The organism is Microbulbifer variabilis, assembly GCF_056232115.1.
This window is the reverse complement of the sequence record NZ_CP174325.1, coordinates 2,671,010-2,688,336: the sequence shown is the minus strand read 5'-3', so window position 1 is coordinate 2,688,336 and position 17,327 is coordinate 2,671,010. Positions and strand designations below refer to the sequence as shown.

The following is a 17,327-nucleotide window of genomic DNA, read 5'->3' as shown; positions in this document are numbered from 1 at the left end:
CTCCTGGCTAAGCCTTAGAAGATGTTTCTGTTTGTCAGCTCATAGTCTTGCTAGCAGCTTCCTCCCTACAAGAGCTCGCGGTGTTGCAGTTGCCATTCGCTAGTAGTTAGCATTAAATGGTGATCCTCCTACAGGGGACTTTCGCCCCATTAGTTTACGCCCATGCTGGGCATACCAAGTAAAGACAGCATCGCCCCTTCGGGTCTGGATCTCACTACGCTCGGCCGCTGTTGGCGACGTTAGATTTTCTACTCATCGGAGATAGGGAATGTCAACGAGAGAGATCTCCAACTATTATGACTCGACAGAACATAGTGATACTCGAGAAGATTTAATTTTTGCTCTTAGCGAAGTAAAAGGAAGAAAGATTGCTGTTGATTGTGGCTGTGGAGCAGGATCAGATATAGCTTATTTACGCAGTAATGATTTCACAGTTCATGCCTTTGATATCGAGAATGAATCTATATCTAGATGTCGTAAACGATTCAAAGATGATGAGCAGGTTATTCTATCCAGGGATAGTTTTAATACTTTCAATTATCCTGAGTCCTCACTGGTAGTTGCTGATGCCAGTCTTTTCTTTTGTCCTGAAAAAGATTTTGAGTCAGTTTGGTTGAAAATAACTAACTCTTTGACAGAAGGCGGGATCTTTTGCGGTTCATTCCTAGGGCCAAAAGATACAATGGCTGGGCCTGAGTATGATAAGGAAGCATTTTGGAGTGATACTCTGGTTATGAATGAATCGAAGATAAGAAAACACTTCAGTAACTTTGAGCTATTAAAGTGGACTGAACATGACCTTTCAGGAGAAACTACAGATGGTACACCGCATCATTGGCATATATTCTCCATCGTAGCGAGAAAACAATCTAAATCGGGTAGCCGGTAGTTTCTGGTTACCGTCCCTCATACTACCCATCATACGTGTCCACCATGGGCAGTTTCCTACCCGTAATACATCTCTGCCCAACGATAGCCTTGAGCAGTTCTTCAATTGAGTTAAGTGTCATGGCAGTGCGCTACTTCAACTTTATCCGACTGGAAACATATCGGTAGGCTAGACCTGCCTTCTAACACGTGGATTTTGGGTTCAGACCTTCACCGCATCCAAAATATTGATCCTGGCATTAGGCTACTATGCCATCGGCTGACTTCTGGTTAATCGCCTTGATCATTACTGACCGAGGCGCTGCTGTATCTCACCACTTATGTCTATCCCCGCGATGGTGGCTATCAGGTTAGGCCTAGTTATGAGTCAGCGGCCATACTGACAGCTTCATAGCGGCAAGTTAAGCAGATCCCCCAGGTGAGAACGTAAACTTTCACTACACAACTGCATCATTGACTCTACCCGTTAGGCCACATGGCTTCGGTGTCCTGGGCCACCGCACCTCTTGGCTAAACCTTATAAGATGTTTCTGTTCGTGAGCTCGTGATTTTACTAGCGGCTTCCTCTGTGGTGGGCGATATGGAACTGCTGGTGCCTATGACCAGCCTGATTGATGTCAAATCTGAAAGCACACACTTGCAAAAAGAGATCGAAAAATTATCCAAGGATCTCCCTCGCGTCGAAAGTAAGCTCAATAACCCGAAGTTTGTCGAAAAGCACCGGTTGAAGTTGTCGCCAAGGAAAAAGATAAACTCACCCACATGAAAAGTGCCCATGAGCGCCTACAGCAGCAGCTGATGTAAATGAGTAACCTTTGATCTAAAGGTGGGAGTTACATTCATCCCTACAATGCAATAAACATCTGGCTATCGGGCTCAGCCCTCTTTTTTATTGCCCAATTTTCGTAAAATTCCACCTGACGCTTATTTTTACAGAATCACCGTTTATAAGAATGGGGTATATAAGAATTAAAAGTTCCTTGGCCGTACTGGCGCTTGGTGGCGCAACGATTTATAAACAGTGAACGATCAGTTATATGTATGGGCCCATAATAGAAGCGCCCAAGATATAGCCATAAACAGAGAATAAGAACGTCTTATTCAATCAGCTTTCATTTTGCCTGAAAGCATCCCCATTCAATATTTTTGCGCTGTAAATTTCGTCGCAGTATCAGTGGTTAACCCGGGCTCAGGCCCAGAAGAAAATCGGGGAGAAATACGTTGAACTATCCAGAAGAGTTCAACCCGGAAGTATGGCCACTAATTGTTTACTGCCTGGCCGTGCTTGCATTAATCGTATTGATGCTGGGACTTTCCTATTTCCTTGGCCAGAAGCGCAGAGACCCCGCCACCGACGAGCCCTTTGAATCCGGCATTATTTCTCAAGGTAGTGCCCGATTACGTATTTCTGTTGCCTATTATCTGGTTGCCATTTTATTCATCGTATTCGACCTGGAAGCTATCTATCTGTTTAGCTGGTCTATTGCATTTTATGAAACAGGACTACTTGGATTTATCGAAGCCACCGTGTTTATTGTGATCTTGCTGGTGGGCCTGATATACCTCTGGCGACTGGGTGCGCTGGAATGGGGTGGCCATCAAAAGAGCCTGATTGATCGCGAAAATCATCAATAAACACTCATAGGAATATGCTATGCGTTGGCAGTTAAGCAAAGCCCAAGATGTAATTGCCGCCGATTCTTCTCAAGCGGAAAATGGTGCAATAGCCGAAGATCTAAAGAAAAATATCCTGCTTGCAAAACTGGAAGAGCTTGTCGCTTGGGGTCGTTCAAACTCACTGTGGCCATTTAATTTTGGACTCTCCTGTTGCTATGTGGAAATGGCTACCGCATTTACCAGCCGTCATGATATTTCTCGCTTCGGTGCAGAAGTTATTCGCGCTACACCCCGTCAAGCTGATCTTATTGTGATTTCCGGAACTGTATTCTTGAAAATGGCTCCGGTAGTGCAGCGCCTGTACGAACAGATGATTGAACCTCGGTGGGTTATCTCCATGGGTTCCTGCGCCAACTCCGGTGGAATGTACGATATTTATAGCGTTGTACAGGGTGTGGATAAATTCCTTCCGGTAGATGTGTATGTACCGGGCTGTCCACCCCGACCAGAAGCGCTGCTACAGGGACTTACTCTTTTACAAAAATCAGTTGCCGCAGAGAGACGCAGCTTTAGCTGGGTGGTGGATGAGCAGGGTACGAGGAAAATCCCCAAACAAAGCCAACGTGACCTGCACCGTGAGGAGCGCATGCGCGCAGATGTTTTGCGCTCACCAGATACTGTATAGCCACACTGTTGCCGCTGACAGACAACACAATAACAACGGAATGCCCGATGACAGGCGTCATAGCAAAAAGTGTCCACAGCGAGACTCCCTATAGCAAAGAAGCCCGGGCTTTCTTGCAAGACCTGAACCGTGAATATCAACGGCATAATTATTGGCTGCAACCTGACAGCAATGACATGCCCACGCTGTGGGTCGATACCGAATCCCTAATACCGCTATTAAGCTTTCTCAAACAGGATATTTCCCGCCCCTTTGCCATGCTGTACGACCTCAGCGCTATTGATGAGCGCTTGCGGGTTAATCGTGGGGAGGGTCCTGAAAAGCAACCAGCCAGTGATTTCACCCTTATTTACCAGCTGCTTTCTTTTAGCCGTAACTTGTTTATTCGTATTAAGATCGCACTTCCTGAATCTCATTTGTCTGCGCCATCGATTACCAGTATCTGGGAAAACGCTAATTGGTATGAACGGGAAGTATGGGACCTTTTCGGAATCCACTTTAACGGCCACCCGCACTTGCAGCGTATTATGATGCCGACAACCTGGAAAGGTCATCCATTACGGAAAGATCATCACGCTCGCGCTACAGAGGTGGACCCCTTCTCATTATCCGAGGAGAAGGAGCGACGTGAGCAGGAAGCCCTGCTGTTTCGCCCGGAAGATTGGGGGATGGCTCGCCACAATGAGGATTCAGAGTTTATGTTCCTCAACCTGGGGCCAAACCATCCCAGTGTCCACGGCGTTTTCCGCGTAGCATTGCAACTAGACGGCGAACAAATCGTGGATGCCGTGCCGGATATTGGTTATCACCATCGCGGTGCTGAGAAAATGGCGGAGCGCCAGGCTTGGCACACTTATGTGCCATACACAGACCGCATCGATTACCTAGGTGGGGTTATGAATAACCTGCCCTACGTATTGGCCCTTGAGCAACTGGCTGGAATTCAGGTTCCCGAACGTGCCCAGGTCATTCGGGTAATGATGTGCGAATTTTTCCGCATCTCCAGCCATTTGGTATTTTTCGGCACATTCGCCCAGGACGTGGGACAGATGTCTCCCGTCTTTTATATGTTCATTGATCGTGAAAAATTATTTGGCATCGTAGAAGCAATCACTGGCGGGCGCATGCACCCGGCCTGGTTCCGCATTGGTGGTGTTGCACAGGATTTACCTGAAGGCTGGGACAAGATGGTGCGGGAATTTCTCGACTATATGCCCGCACGTCTGCGCGACTACGATGGCATGGTTATCAAGAATAAATTGTTACAACGTCGCTCCAGAGGCATCGGCGTCTACAATACCGCGGAAGCCATGGAATGGGGTGTCACCGGGCCAGGCTTGCGCGCTACAGGTCTGGGGTGGGATCTGCGTAAAAAAAGACCCTACAGCGGCTACGATCAATTCGAATTTGATATTCCCACTTACGATGGCGGGGATTGTTTTGATCGCTGCCGGGTGCGAGTGGATGAAATGTGGCAGAGCCTGAGAATAATTCGCCAGTGCCTGGAGAATATGCCCTCAGGGCCCTATAAATCCGATCATCCCTTGACCACGCCCCCTCGCAAAGGGCGCACCATGCAGGATATCGAGACTCTTATCCAGCATTTTGTTAATAACAGCTGGGGGCCGGTAATGCCTGCCGGGGAAGTATGTTTCCCAATAGAAGCGACGAAAGGGCTAAATAGTTACCAAATTATCAGTGACGGCAGCACTACGTCATATCGCACCAGAATTCGCACCCCCTCATTTCCGCATCTACAGATGATTCCACTGATGTCTAGGGGGCTGCTAATTGCCGACTTGATCGCAATTATTGCCAGTATTGATTTTGTTATGGCTGATGTAGATAGGTAAATAATAAATACGCGGCCTCAGGTCGCATCGCAGCGGAGGAGACCAGTGCGTAGGAAATTTCTATTCGCCAGTGCCACAGTGTTCATGTGCAACACAGGTGAATCACATATGCCTCCGCGATTTCGCCTGAGGATGCATATATGTCCAGCTTACTAGAACCGGAACCAATCGAAGTAATGGAGCATAGCAACAGGGATTCAGACAAATTTTCCGGGCCTCTCACAGCCGAGGAAAAAGAGGAAATTGATCGGGAGGCTTCTCACTACGAGAACAAATCCTCTGTGGGGCTGGAGGCCCTGAGAATTGTACAAAAGCATCGCCGCTGGATTTCTGACGATACTATCCAGGCTATCTCCAATTACTTGGATATCCCCGTTGCTGAGCTGGAAAGTGTAGCTACCTATTTTCAACTTATTTTCCGCCAGCCTGTGGGAAAGGAAGTTATCTATCTTTGTAAGAGCGCAAGCTGCTGGGTTATGGGCTGTGACCGTCTGCAAAAACACATTACTGAAACCCTGGCTATAGAACCGGGACAAACTTCCGCAGATGGTATCTTCACTTTATTGGAAACGCCTTGCCTGGGGGATTGCGACAAAGCACCGGTTCTGATGCTGGGTGAAGAAATGCACCGTAATCTCGATGAATCGGACATCGACGATCTCATTGATAAAAAGAAAAAATACCATGCTGACAAATCCCCTGACTAAAAATGTCACCGACCAAAATGTCGCCGCGGATCTTGGACGCTACCTGGAAAATGGCGGCTATAGGGGTTGGCGTAAAGCTCACACCATGGCCCCGGATAAAATTATTGAGCAAGTAAAGGATGGTGGGCTTCGCGGCCGTGGAGGCGCGGGATTTAATACGGGCCTGAAATGGAGTTTCGTTCCCAGGGGTGAAGGATCTCCCGAACAAAAATTTATTGTCTGCAATGCAGATGAGATGGAACCTGGCACCTTCAAGGACCGCCTGCTTATGGAGCGCGATCCTCACCTGCTTTTGGAAGGTATGGCAATAGCCGCCTATGCCATAGGTGCTTCTATTGGTTACATCTTTATTCGCGGTGAATACCATTTAGCTGCCGAGCGCCTGGAAAACGCGATCGCAGAAGCCAGGGAGCAAGGTTTTCTTGGCAGTAATATTTTTGATAGCAAATTTAGCCTGGAAATCTTCGTACACCGCAGTGCGGGTAATTACATCTGTGGCGAAGAAACCGCATTGCTAAATGCGTTGGAAGGACGCCGTGCTATTCCTAGAGCTAAGCCGCCTTTCCCCCAGGTGAGCGGACTGTGGGGTAAACCCACAGTGGTCAATAATGTGGAGACCTTCTGCAATATCCCCCACCTGATTGAGCTTGGAGTTGACTGGTACCGAGGCCTAGGGCGCGGAGAGGACGCTGGCAGCAAGGTTTTCGGGGTCAGCGGAAAAGTAAACAACCCCGGCACATGGGAGCTTCCAATGGGCACTCCTATTCGGGAAATAATCGAGAAACATGCTGGTGGCATGCAGGATGGACTGGAGTTAAGGGGGTTCCTGCCCGGCGGTGGCTCCACGGACTTTCTGGGGCCTGAGCATCTGGACCTACCGATGGATTATGACGTCATCGGTAAAGCCGGAAGCCGTATGGGTACAGGCACAATCATTGTTCTGGACAATCAGACTTGTCCTGTGGGATTGGTACTGAACCTCTCCCAGTTCTTTGCCCGTGAATCTTGCGGCTGGTGTACCCCCTGTCGGGATGGCCTGCCCTGGGTTGTAAAAATACTGCAACGAATAGAGGACGGCGAAGGTTTACCGGAAGACTTAGATCTGCTGCGCGAGCAGTGCCAGCGTATTGGCCCCGGTAAGACATTTTGCGCTCTTGCTCCAGGGGCTGCCGAACCACTGCAAAGTGCATTGAAACTATTCGAGCAGGATTTTATCGACCACATAGAAAACCATTGCTGCCCCTATGAATAAAATCAATTTATATCATCAGCAGAGGCCACTATCAGATCAGTAATTGAATTGATATCGATACAACAATAATGGACTAGCGATGCCAACCATCACTATTGACGGTGAAAAATACCAAGTCGACGGAGAGCAGAACCTGCTCAGCACCTGCCTGACACTGGGGCTCAATGTGCCGTACTTTTGTTGGCACCCGGAAATGGGCTCAGTGGGCGCTTGCCGGCAATGCGCCATGATGGAATATAAAGATAGTGAAGACCAGCATGGCCGTCTGATTATGAGTTGTATGACACCTATCCGTGACGGCGGTATTTATAGCGTCAAGGATGAGGTAGCGGAGGAGTTTCGTGGCAGTATTATCGAAGACCTGATGACCAACCACCCACACGATTGCCCGGTCTGTGAAGAGGGTGGAGAGTGCCATCTCCAGGACATGACAGAAATGTCTGGCCATACCATGCGACGTTACCGGGGCACCAAGCGCACCCATCGCAACCAATATCTGGGCCCTTTTATTAACCATGAAATGAATCGCTGTATAACCTGTTATCGCTGTGTCAGGTTTTACAATGATTACGCCGGTGGAGAAGACCTACAAGCACTTGGAAGAAATCACCAGGTCTATTTCGGCCGCCAGGAAGAGGGAAGGCTTGAAAATGGCTTCAGCGGAAATTTAGTCGAGGTCTGCCCAACTGGCGTATTTACCGACAAAACCTTCAGCTCGCACTTTGTGCGCAAGTGGGATTTGCAGACAGCTCCATCTGTTTGTGAGCATTGTGCTGTGGGCTGTAACACTGCACCGGGAGCCAGGGAATCCGGCAACAGTAATGAGCCGATATTGAGACGGATCACCAACCTTTATCACCACGATATCAATGGCTATTTCCTTTGTGACCGGGGGCGCTTTGGCTACGAATATATTAACAGTGCCACTCGTATCCAAAAAGTGCTCTCTGTTCGCCAAGAGGACGTAATCAGCTCTACGGCGGAAAAAGGCGACCGTCTGCATCGGGAAATAAACCCTCAAGAGGCGGTCCTCCATTTGGCGGAACAAATAGCAATGGCCAATCAAGGTAAGAGAAACCTGATTGGAATTGGGTCTCCACGCACTTCTTTGGAAAATAACTACGCACTGCGAAAACTGGTAGGTTCTGATAATTTTTACTCAGGCCTGAGTCAAAGAGATCAGGAACTTCTGCATCTGGTGAGCACCATCCAGCAAGATGATCGAATTCAAAGCCCCTCTACACCGGAAATTGAGAATGCCGATGCGATACTGATTCTCGGTGAGGATATATACAATACTGCACCACGTATTTCCTTAGCTGTTCGCCAGGCCGCACGCAATCGGCAGAAACAGCAAGCAAAATCACTGAAAATTCCACTGTGGCAAGATTCCTCTGTAAGACAACTGGAGGGAGATTACAGTCCGATTATTTTTGCTGGAACAGAATTGAGTAATTTAGAGAAAATAACCTCTAATACATTATTTGAATCACCTGAAAAAGTTGCTTCATTCGCCTGTAACCTCGCCTTGGCAATTTCTGATCCAACAAGCCTGTCTCCAGACCTTGAACCATCACTACTTGAATTGATTACTCATACAGCCGAAATACTTCGCGGTGCCAGTAAGCCATTAATCATCTCGGGAACATCGAGCAAACACGCTGATACACTCAGAAGCGCAGCGCAAGTTGCCACTGTGTTAAGTGATTACAAAAAACAACCTACCATGCTCTATTTGGCCTGCGATGAGGTCAACAGTTTAGGACTTATCCAATTTTTTAATGATGGAAAAGGGAATCTTGACGAGTTACTCGAACGCCTGAAAAAAAATACTGACAATCAAATCCCTACATCCCTGATGATTCTTGAGAATGACCTCTATCGACGCCTGGATAAGAAGTCCCTCGAGCAATTACTTTCACAAGCTGACGAAATTATCCTGCTGGATACTCTTCTTAACCCTACTTCCAAGCGCGCAGACTGGATTTTTCCAGCTTCGGCAACTGCGGAATCCCAGGGTACATTTATCAATAATAACGGATTGGCCCAGCGCTTCTATGCTGTCTACGAGGGTAAGGGGTTTATCCAGGAAAGCTGGCGCTGGCTGATGGATGCGGTAAATTTCTGTACAGAGAAACCCGCTAACCTGTCAGCGATTGCCGAATGGCAGCACAGCACAGACCTCAGCGATGCTATTGCACGGGAATTTCCGGTACTTAAGGCTCTCGACTCGCTCGGGCCCGATGAAGATTTCCGTATTGATGGCCTAAAAGTAGCGCGCCAAAGCGCCCGCTACAGTGGACGCACAGCAATACATGCGGAGAAACAGGTTTCAGAGAATCCTCCACTTCAGGACCCTGATGCTCCGATGAGTTTCAGCATGGAGGGAATCCACAATCCCAACAGATCCCCGCTCCAAGCCAATATCTGGTCGCCCGGGTGGAACTCCAACCAATCGATATTCAAGTTCCAGGAGGAGGTTGGTGGTGAACGCAGAGGCGGCCCCTCGGGCATCAGGATTGAACGGTCTCAGCGGGTTATGCCGGAATGGCCCGCACCTAGCACACCTCCAGAAGTGGCTGCTGATCCCAGCCATGTACAAATGTTACCGCTATATCGGCTATTTGGTTCCGAAGAGCTTAGTAACCAGGCAATGGGTATTTCCGAGGTCATTGAGGCGCCTTTTGTAATGGTTAACCATAAAGATGCTAAAGCCTTCGACATTCATCAACGGGAATTGATTGAATTGGAGACCAGCTGCGGGACATACCGTGCAGAAGTCCGTATAAGCCCCACAATTCCCTCTGGCACTGTGGGTATACCGTATGGTTTGCCAGATTTTGAAACCTTATCTCCCCTCCTACCTGGATACGCGTCACTACGGCCGGCAGAAGCCCCCGCAATAACCGAGGACTGATTGAGCAATGAGCACACCGATCTGGATAACACTGCTGAATATCTTCGGGGTATTAATTGCCACGGTAATACTCGCGGCAGTTTTAACCTGGGGTGAACGGCGTCTACTCGGTTTTTGGCAGGACAGACCCGGGCCTAATCGCGTAGGCCCTTTCGGTACCCTTCAGGTGCTTGCCGACATGATTAAACTTTTCTTTAAAGAAGACTTCATCCCCCGCTTTGCAGATATTCCGGTCTTTGTACTGGCGCCAACAGTTGTGATGGCCACCATGCTGATTGCTTTCGCCGTGGTGCCAATGTCCCCGGGTATTGGCGTGGTGGACCTTAATATTGGCTTACTATTTGTACTGGCGATGAGCTCTATTGCGGTGTACAGCATTATCCTTGGGGGATATGCCTCCAATAATAAATATGCCCTTCTCGGGGGGTTACGTGCCGCAGCACAGACCGTTTCCTATGAAGTATTTATGGGTTTGAGCCTGATGGGTGTGGTTATGATGTCCGGCAGCTTTAACCTGCGGGATATTGTCAACGCTCAAGCTGAACGCTGGTTTATCGTGCCCCAATTTGTCGGCTTTATTGTGTTCTTCATTGCCGGTATTGCAGAGAGCCGGAGAACCCCGTTCGATCTACCCGAAGCGGAACACGAGCTCACTGCCGGCTTTCATACCGAGTACTCCGGTATGAAATTTGGTATGTTCTTTGTAGGCGAATACCTGGCCGTAATTCTTATCTCAGCTTTAATTACGACTCTTTTTCTAGGTGGTTGGCATGGGCCATGGCTACCACCCATTATCTGGTTTTGTCTGAAGACCGCAATCCTGGTGGCAATTTTTATTTTGCTTCGAGCCTCTTTGCCACGCCCACGTTATGACCAGCTGATGAAGTTTGGCTGGAAAGTAATGTTGCCATTGGCATTAATTAATTTACTTGTCACTGCGGGGGTATTGTTATGGACTGCCTAGCCCCAAGCTTCTTTGCTGAAATACTGGCTGGAGAAAATACATGATCGCGAGTCAACTCCGCAGTATGTGGCTGGTTTTCAAACACCTGTTTCGGCGTAATGTCACCGTACAGTACCCCGATCAAAAACCGTATCTGGCTCCACGATATCGAGGCCGTATCATTCTCACTCGTGACCCCAATGGCGATGAGCGCTGTGTGGCTTGTAATCTCTGTGCCGTAGCCTGCCCCCCTGATTGCATATCTTTACAGAAAACCGAAGACCCAGATGGACGCTGGAGGCCGGAGTATTTTCGTATCAATTTCTCACGCTGCATTATGTGTGGCCTCTGTGAAGATGCTTGTCCCACCTATGCCATACAGCTGACCCCTGACTTTGAGATGTGCGAATACGATCGACAAAATATGGTTTATGAGAAGGAAGACCTTCTGATCAACGGCCCGGGAAAGTATCACGATTACAGTTTTTATCAGGTGGCCGGCAAGGCCATCACTGGGAAAGATAAAGGTGAAGCTGAAAATGAAGCTGCACCGATCAATATTAAGAGTCTAAATCTGTAAGGAAACAGTCATATAGCTGGCCTTCTTACAGAGAAAGTGGCCTTATAAATGAAAACATAAAAATAATTTGAGAGGGAGAGCTTGAATGAATTTTGTTTTCTACCTTACTGCAGCGATCGCTATCATTTCTACCATCATGGTAATTTTTCATAAAAATGCCGTGCATGCCCTGCTCTACCTGGTTACTTCCCTTTTAGCCGTAGCGGTAATTTTTTACCAGTTCGGTGCGCCTCTTGCAGCTGCGCTGGAAGTAATCATTTATGCCGGCGCCATAATGGTACTGATTATTTTTGTAATTATGATGCTCAACCAAGGGGACTCTACGGTTGTGCAGGAACAAGCCTGGCTCCAACCCACCACCTGGGTTGGTCCTGCCATACTATCTGCTCTCCTGCTGGTTCAATTGATTCTATTGGTCAGTAGTGGCCAGATATCATCTACACAGACCTTTCACTATATCGGCCCTAAACAGGTGGGAATTGCCCTTTTCAGCCACTATGTATTAGCGGTAGAGCTGGCGTCAATGTTGTTACTCGCTGGTTTGGTCGGTGCTTTTCATTTAGCACGACGCAGAAAAATTGACCAGGGAGATTCAAACAATGCCATTTGAAACTGCACCGGGGCTAGAGGCCGGTGTGCTTTTAGCATCGATCCTTTTCTGTCTGGGCCTTGCTGGATTAATGATGCGGCGTAATATCATTTTTATGTTGATGTGTGTCGAAATATGCACTAATGCCGCAGCTTTGATGTTCGTTGTTGCCGGTGCTCACTGGGGAAATGCCGATGGCCAGGTAATGTTTGTTTTTGTGGTTACTCTTGCTGCGGCCGAGGTAGCGATTGCTCTTGCGCTGGTTCTCCAGTTTTACCACCGCAAACACACAGTTGATATAGACCAATTAAATGAACTAAGAGGTTAATATGCAGGGACTTTTGGCCTGGGTGCCACTTCTACCGCTTATTGGCTTCCTGTTGTTGGTGGCTATCCCATTATTTTATTCAAAAGAACCCTCAGAAAAATTTGTCACTGCTATCGGGGTTGGTAGTGTCGGAATCTCCGCACTACTCACTGCTATTGTCGCGACGACTGTCTTTTGGCAGAACCCTGGGGAAGTCGTGAATATCGCCCTTTGGCAGTGGATGCTGGTAGATAACTTGGAGCTGGGTTTCAATTTTCATGTAGACTGGCTTACGCTGGTTATGCTGATGATTATTACAGGTGTCGGATTTTTGATACACCTCTACTCAGCAGGGTATATGCGTGAAGATCCAGATTTTCGCCGCTACTTTGCCTACCTGAACCTCTTTGTATGCGCCATGCTGATTCTGGTAATGGCTGACAATCTGGTTTTACTCTATTTGGGCTGGGAGGGAGTCGGTCTATGCAGCTATCTGTTAATTGGATTCTGGTACAAAAATCCAGCCAACGGCGCAGCTGCGCAAAAGGCATTTATCGTCACTCGCATTGGCGATACCGCCATGGCCATTGGACTGTTTCTGCTTTTCTTTGAGTTTTCCACTCTCAATATCCCGCAACTCATTTCCGCTGCAGATAGCTCCGGGGCAAATTCACAAATAATCACAGTTGCCACGCTGTTGCTATTGGGTGGTGCAGTTGGTAAATCAGCCCAGCTACCACTGCAGACTTGGCTACCTGATGCCATGGCTGGCCCAACACCAGTCAGTGCCTTAATACATGCGGCCACAATGGTGACGGCTGGAGTCTACCTTATTGCCCGTATGCATCCGCTCTACATGCTCTCAGAGACTGCAATGACGGCTGTTGCCGTGGTGGGCGCGCTAACTCTGCTACTGGCCGGCTTCAGTGCTATTGCACAAAGCGATATCAAGCGTGTACTCGCCTATTCCACAATCAGCCAGATTGGATATATGTTCCTTGCACTCGGCGTAGGTGCCTGGTCTGGAGCCATCTTTCACCTGATGACCCACGCCTTCTTCAAGGCACTACTATTTCTCTCTGCAGGCTCTGTGATTCTAAGCCTGCATCATGAGCAGAATATTTTTACCATGGGTGGGCTCTACCGAAGAATTCCATTTACATTTATTTGTTTCGCCATTGGATGCGCTTGCCTGGCGGCACTGCCATTTACTTCTGGGTTTTATAGTAAAGACCAGATTCTTTTACGTGCATGGGAGTTCCATGACGGTTTTAACAGTCTGTGGTTAGCCGGCATTTTAGGTGCCCTGGTCACTGGAATTTATAGTTTCCGGGTTCTCTTCCTTGTATTCGCAGGGAGTGAAGGTTCATCCTCATCCCACTGCAAAGATGCCAATAACACAGTAATGCGTGTGCCCTTGGCAATACTCGCCACGCTCGCACTTTTTGGTGGGATGTTGGCGCCACCACTTCAGTCAGTATTTGGAACACAAACATGGGAGCATCCAGCTGCCTGGGTAGAGGGGATTGCCATTGCTATGCCACTCATCGGGCTTGTTATAGCTTGGGGACTCTCTCGGCAGCAGCAAAAGATTGGCGAAAAGCGCTCTCCGATTATGCAATTTTGGTTTAGCGGCTGGGGTTTTGACTGGCTTTACGAAAACCTTTTGGCCAAACCATTTAGAAACCTGGCACGTCTAAATCACAAGGACATAATCGATAGCATATATAAAGGCACCGCGGCGTTCAGCCAACAACTGAATAGCCTGCTCAGCTCTTCCCAAAATGGCCAGGTACGCTGGTATCTGGCAACTTTCGCAGCTGGTTCCATTCTGTTCCTCGCTCTCTTGGTGGCCCTATGACATTACTGGCAATCATAATTATTCTATTTGCGGGAGGTATTATTGCCTGGCTCTCTGAGCGCTATCTTCAAAAGGGTGGGCGCTGGATTAGCTTGGTCAGCCTCTTATTAGCAGCGCTACTTCTTGTTAATTATTGGTCTTATCTGGGTACTCCACAATCAGTGTCAGGTGGACCATGGTGGGACAGCTTACAAGCAGCCTGGATTCCCAGGTTTGGTATTAGTTTTCATCTCGCAGTTGATGGCCTGAGTTTCCTGATGCTTACCCTGACGATAGCGATGGGTATCTTTGGACTGGTCATGACCTGGAACGATATTAATTTTCGTCGTGGATTTTTTTATTTTAATTTTCTTTGGACACTTGCTGGAGTTGTAGGAGTTTTTACGGCTATTGATCTTTTTTTATTCTTTTTCTTCTGGGAAGTCATGCTGATTCCCATGCTTTTTTTAATTGCTGTATGGGGTTATGAAAAGCGAATCTATGCCGCCATTAAGTTTTTTATTTTTACCCAAGCTAGTAGCTTGTTGATGCTTATCGCTATAGTTGGATTGGCTTATATCCACTATAGGAACTCCGGTCAGCTTACTTTCAACTACAACGAGTTGCTCGGCGCAGAACTTACAGCCAATGCCGCCTACTGGCTGATGCTCGGTTTCTTTATCGCCTTTATTGTGAAATTACCGGCATTGCCATTTCATACCTGGTTGCCAGATGCCCATACCCAAGCTCCAACCGCTGGTAGTATCCTACTGGCAGCTATTCTCTTAAAAACCGGGGCTTATGGCTTGTTGCGCTTCAACTTACCATTGTTTCCCGAGAGTTCTATGGCATTCGCCCCGGTAGCTATGACTATTGGAGCAATCAGTGTTATCTACGGTGCCATGTTGGCATTCGCACAAAGAGATATGAAGAGGCTGGTTGCTTACTCGAGTGTCAGCCATATGGGATTTGTACTGCTCGGTCTCTATGCACTGGATACCATCGCGGTGCAAGGTGCCGTGATGCAGATGATTGCACATGGCTTGAGCACCGCAGCTCTTTTTGCACTTGTTGGTGCATTGCAGCATCGACTGCATACACGGGATATGCAACAGCTGGGCGGAGTCTGGGCCATCCTGCCGAAATTGTCAGCAGTAGCACTATTCTTCGCAATCGCTTCTCTCGGACTTCCGGGGCTGGGGAACTTCGTTGCTGAATTTACTGTACTGGTGGGCAGTTTCCGTAGTAACCATTGGATCACCGCACTCGCCGCTATCGGCCTGATTGGGGCTGCACTTTACGCATTGTTGATGATGCAGAGGGTTTTCTTCGGGAAACTGAGAAATCAGTTTGAATCACCTTCAGAGAGTGGAGATACAGCTGACCTCAGCCTTCGAGAATCCTGTGCCCTGCTGTCTCTCGCACTACTTTTAGTTGTGATAGGGCTGCGCCCACAGCCAATTTTTAATATTTCTGAACCCACTGTTACCCAGGCAATAGCCGAGATTAAAGCAGTGGCTCCAGATCAAAACCTCCTGTCCTCCAAATCGCAGCGCCAGGAAATCCTAATTTCAACAGGGGATAAGTCTCCATGAATGCACAGGAACTATTTGGAATACTACCTCTATTGTTAGTAAGTGCAGGAATTGTCATTCTCTTGCTGCAGGTATCATTCTGGCGAGGGCATGTCGGAGCACTAGCGACCACTATTATCACTTTGGTGCTCGCCGGCATTTCATGCTTCTGGGTAGCTGGCACCTTGTCCACTGGAGCCAGCTCTATCCAAGTAACTGGACTGTTACTGGTAGACCACACCTCACTTTTCTTCGCCCTTTTGTTACTCCTGACAGCAATTGCTGTATCTATCATGGGATACAGTTACTTACGCATGAGATGCAACCCAAAAGTAAATTCCGGCAGTTATCCAGAGGAGTTTTATATCCTCCTGTTACTGGCGATGCTAGGGGCCACCACCCTGGTTTTCGCAAGCCATTTTGCTACTTTCTTCCTCGGACTCGAGCTGATCAGCCTCGCTTTATATCCCATGCTTGGATTTGCCGTAAATGGTGACCTCTCCCCACAAAAAGAGCAGCTGCAATCTCTAGAGTCAGCAATTAAGTACTTGCTCCTATCCGCTTTATCCACAGCTTTGGGGCTATTTGGTATCGCCCTGATCTACAGTGCCAGCGGCTCCTTAAGCTTTAGTGGAATAGCATCCCACATGACGGAGCTTTCACAAACCTCCACCTTGTTTGCAACCGGAGTTACTCTCCTACTAATTTCAGTAGCCTTTAAATTATCCTTGGTGCCTTTTCATATTTGGACTCCAGACGTTTACCAGGGTGCTCCGACACCAACTACAGCGCTTATCGCCACTGTGGGTAAAGGTGCCGTTATCGGCTTCCTATTGCGCTTTTTTAGTACTTTGGATCTTTATGAAAGCCAGGTACTTATTGATATGCTGTCTATTGCGGCTGTGGCCAGTATGCTGGTGGGGAATCTCCTGGCCCTAATGCAAACTAATATCAAGCGGCTATTAGCCTACTCTTCCATAGGCCATATTGGCTACCTGATAGTCGCATTTATTATCGGCAAAAGCACTTTTGGCACCGAAGCTGTTATCTATTACCTTGTAGCTTACATCATTACCACCTTAGGTGCCTTCGCTGTGGTAGGTCTAATTGCAGATTCAGTTGAAGAGAAAGTTCTCAACGGTGAATACCCTGAAAATCCCACTCTAAATTCAGAAAATCCATATCAGTGCGATTTTTATCGGGGGCTCTTATGGCGCTCCCCCTGGCTCGCCGGCTGCATGGCGGCAATGCTTTTATCCCTTGCCGGTATCCCATTAACTATTGGCTTTATTGGCAAGTTTTATATTTTCACCGCTGGTATAGAGGGGCAATTGTGGATACTTCTAGCAAGTGTAGTTATTGGTAGTGCACTGGGGCTATTTTACTACTTGCGCCTTCTACTGATCATGGTACAAAGAGATAATATAGTTACCGAAGAACCCAGTGGAAGCGTGCAAATCGCCACCTCCGGGAATTTACTATTAATTATTCTGACTGGAGCTTTACTTGTATTTGGTATATTTCCCCAACTCTTGATCAACTGGATAAATGCACTATAACGATACTTAAGGGTAT

At 47.9% G+C, this 17,327-nt stretch carries 14 protein-coding genes and 1 pseudogene; all 15 read left to right on the top strand.

What is annotated here, in order from left to right; genetic code table 11:
• The first annotated feature begins 268 nt into the window (after window positions 1–268).
• The 15 genes and pseudogenes from ACJJI7_RS11865 (at window position 269) to ACJJI7_RS11795 (ending at window position 17,311) form a co-directional block, all read left to right on the top strand.
• Window positions 269–889 (top strand): class I SAM-dependent methyltransferase, encoded by a 621-nt coding sequence (locus ACJJI7_RS11865; protein ID WP_444902089.1) that lies wholly within the window; start codon window positions 269–271, stop codon window positions 887–889.
• 579 nt (window positions 890–1,468) lie between these two features.
• Window positions 1,469–1,692: pseudogene (locus tag ACJJI7_RS11860) on the top strand (hypothetical protein).
• A gap of 417 nt (window positions 1,693–2,109) precedes the next feature.
• Window positions 2,110–2,523 (top strand): NADH-quinone oxidoreductase subunit A, encoded by a 414-nt coding sequence (ndhC, locus tag ACJJI7_RS11855; RefSeq protein WP_020412205.1) that lies wholly within the window; start codon window positions 2,110–2,112, stop codon window positions 2,521–2,523.
• Window positions 2,524–2,542: 19 nt separating this feature from the next.
• Window positions 2,543–3,190 (top strand): NuoB/complex I 20 kDa subunit family protein, encoded by a 648-nt coding sequence (locus ACJJI7_RS11850; RefSeq protein WP_282951438.1) that lies wholly within the window; start codon window positions 2,543–2,545, stop codon window positions 3,188–3,190.
• A gap of 47 nt (window positions 3,191–3,237) precedes the next feature.
• Window positions 3,238–5,043, top strand: coding sequence for an NADH-quinone oxidoreductase subunit C/D (gene nuoC, locus ACJJI7_RS11845; RefSeq protein ID WP_444902090.1), 1,806 nt, complete (start codon window positions 3,238–3,240; stop codon window positions 5,041–5,043).
• A 140-nt stretch (window positions 5,044–5,183) separates the two neighbouring features.
• Window positions 5,184–5,750, top strand: coding sequence for an NADH-quinone oxidoreductase subunit NuoE (gene nuoE / locus ACJJI7_RS11840; RefSeq protein WP_444902091.1), 567 nt, complete (start codon window positions 5,184–5,186; stop codon window positions 5,748–5,750).
• Entirely contained in the window at window positions 5,728–7,002 is a 1,275-nt protein-coding gene (nuoF, locus tag ACJJI7_RS11835) for an NADH-quinone oxidoreductase subunit NuoF (RefSeq protein WP_020412201.1), read from the top strand. Before nuoE ends, nuoF begins: the two co-directional genes overlap by 23 nt.
• A gap of 79 nt (window positions 7,003–7,081) precedes the next feature.
• Window positions 7,082–9,919 carry an NADH-quinone oxidoreductase subunit NuoG gene (gene nuoG / locus ACJJI7_RS11830; protein ID WP_444902092.1) on the top strand — a complete coding sequence of 946 codons (2,838 nt, stop codon included), beginning with the start codon at window positions 7,082–7,084 and terminating at the stop codon, window positions 9,917–9,919.
• Window positions 9,920–9,926: 7 nt separating this feature from the next.
• Entirely contained in the window at window positions 9,927–10,883 is a 957-nt protein-coding gene (nuoH, locus tag ACJJI7_RS11825; protein WP_444902093.1) for an NADH-quinone oxidoreductase subunit NuoH, read from the top strand.
• Between the two features lie 40 nt (window positions 10,884–10,923).
• Window positions 10,924–11,442 carry an NADH-quinone oxidoreductase subunit NuoI gene (gene nuoI, locus ACJJI7_RS11820; RefSeq protein ID WP_020412198.1) on the top strand — a complete coding sequence of 173 codons (519 nt, stop codon included), beginning with the start codon at window positions 10,924–10,926 and terminating at the stop codon, window positions 11,440–11,442.
• Between the two features lie 85 nt (window positions 11,443–11,527).
• On the top strand, window positions 11,528–12,052 hold the full coding sequence (gene nuoJ, locus ACJJI7_RS11815; RefSeq protein WP_020412197.1) for an NADH-quinone oxidoreductase subunit J: 525 nt from the start codon (window positions 11,528–11,530) through the stop codon (window positions 12,050–12,052).
• Window positions 12,042–12,359: an NADH-quinone oxidoreductase subunit NuoK gene (gene nuoK, locus ACJJI7_RS11810; RefSeq protein WP_020412196.1), complete on the top strand. Its 318-nt coding sequence runs from the start codon at window positions 12,042–12,044 to the stop codon at window positions 12,357–12,359. The genes nuoJ and nuoK overlap by 11 nt, the downstream gene beginning before the upstream one ends.
• A 1-nt stretch (window position 12,360) precedes the next feature.
• Window positions 12,361–14,199 carry an NADH-quinone oxidoreductase subunit L gene (nuoL, locus tag ACJJI7_RS11805; protein ID WP_282951443.1) on the top strand — a complete coding sequence of 613 codons (1,839 nt, stop codon included), beginning with the start codon at window positions 12,361–12,363 and terminating at the stop codon, window positions 14,197–14,199.
• A complete protein-coding gene (gene nuoM / locus ACJJI7_RS11800) occupies window positions 14,196–15,773 on the top strand; it encodes an NADH-quinone oxidoreductase subunit M (protein WP_282951444.1) in 1,578 nt (525 codons plus the stop codon). The genes nuoL and nuoM overlap by 4 nt, the downstream gene beginning before the upstream one ends.
• On the top strand, window positions 15,770–17,311 hold the full coding sequence (locus tag ACJJI7_RS11795) for an NADH-quinone oxidoreductase subunit N (protein WP_444902094.1): 1,542 nt from the start codon (window positions 15,770–15,772) through the stop codon (window positions 17,309–17,311). Before nuoM ends, ACJJI7_RS11795 begins: the two co-directional genes overlap by 4 nt.
• Window positions 17,312–17,327 lie beyond the last annotated feature (16 nt).

What these genes read in the sequence shown, in the direction of transcription:
- nuoH (WP_444902093.1), top strand. Translation starts at nt 9,927, where the DNA reads ATGAGCACACCGATCTGGATAACACTGCTGAATATCTTCGGGGTATTA.
- nuoI (WP_020412198.1), top strand. Translation starts at nt 10,924, where the DNA reads ATGATCGCGAGTCAACTCCGCAGTATGTGGCTGGTTTTCAAACACCTG.
- nuoF (WP_020412201.1), top strand. Translation starts at nt 5,728, where the DNA reads ATGCTGACAAATCCCCTGACTAAAAATGTCACCGACCAAAATGTCGCC.
- ACJJI7_RS11865 (WP_444902089.1), top strand. Translation starts at nt 269, where the DNA reads ATGTCAACGAGAGAGATCTCCAACTATTATGACTCGACAGAACATAGT.
- nuoE (WP_444902091.1), top strand. Translation starts at nt 5,184, where the DNA reads ATGTCCAGCTTACTAGAACCGGAACCAATCGAAGTAATGGAGCATAGC.
- ACJJI7_RS11795 (WP_444902094.1), top strand. Translation starts at nt 15,770, where the DNA reads ATGAATGCACAGGAACTATTTGGAATACTACCTCTATTGTTAGTAAGT.
- nuoK (WP_020412196.1), top strand. Translation starts at nt 12,042, where the DNA reads ATGCCATTTGAAACTGCACCGGGGCTAGAGGCCGGTGTGCTTTTAGCA.
- nuoC (WP_444902090.1), top strand. Translation starts at nt 3,238, where the DNA reads ATGACAGGCGTCATAGCAAAAAGTGTCCACAGCGAGACTCCCTATAGC.
- nuoM (WP_282951444.1), top strand. Translation starts at nt 14,196, where the DNA reads ATGACATTACTGGCAATCATAATTATTCTATTTGCGGGAGGTATTATT.
- nuoL (WP_282951443.1), top strand. Translation starts at nt 12,361, where the DNA reads ATGCAGGGACTTTTGGCCTGGGTGCCACTTCTACCGCTTATTGGCTTC.
- nuoJ (WP_020412197.1), top strand. Translation starts at nt 11,528, where the DNA reads ATGAATTTTGTTTTCTACCTTACTGCAGCGATCGCTATCATTTCTACC.
- nuoG (WP_444902092.1), top strand. Translation starts at nt 7,082, where the DNA reads ATGCCAACCATCACTATTGACGGTGAAAAATACCAAGTCGACGGAGAG.
- ACJJI7_RS11850 (WP_282951438.1), top strand. Translation starts at nt 2,543, where the DNA reads ATGCGTTGGCAGTTAAGCAAAGCCCAAGATGTAATTGCCGCCGATTCT.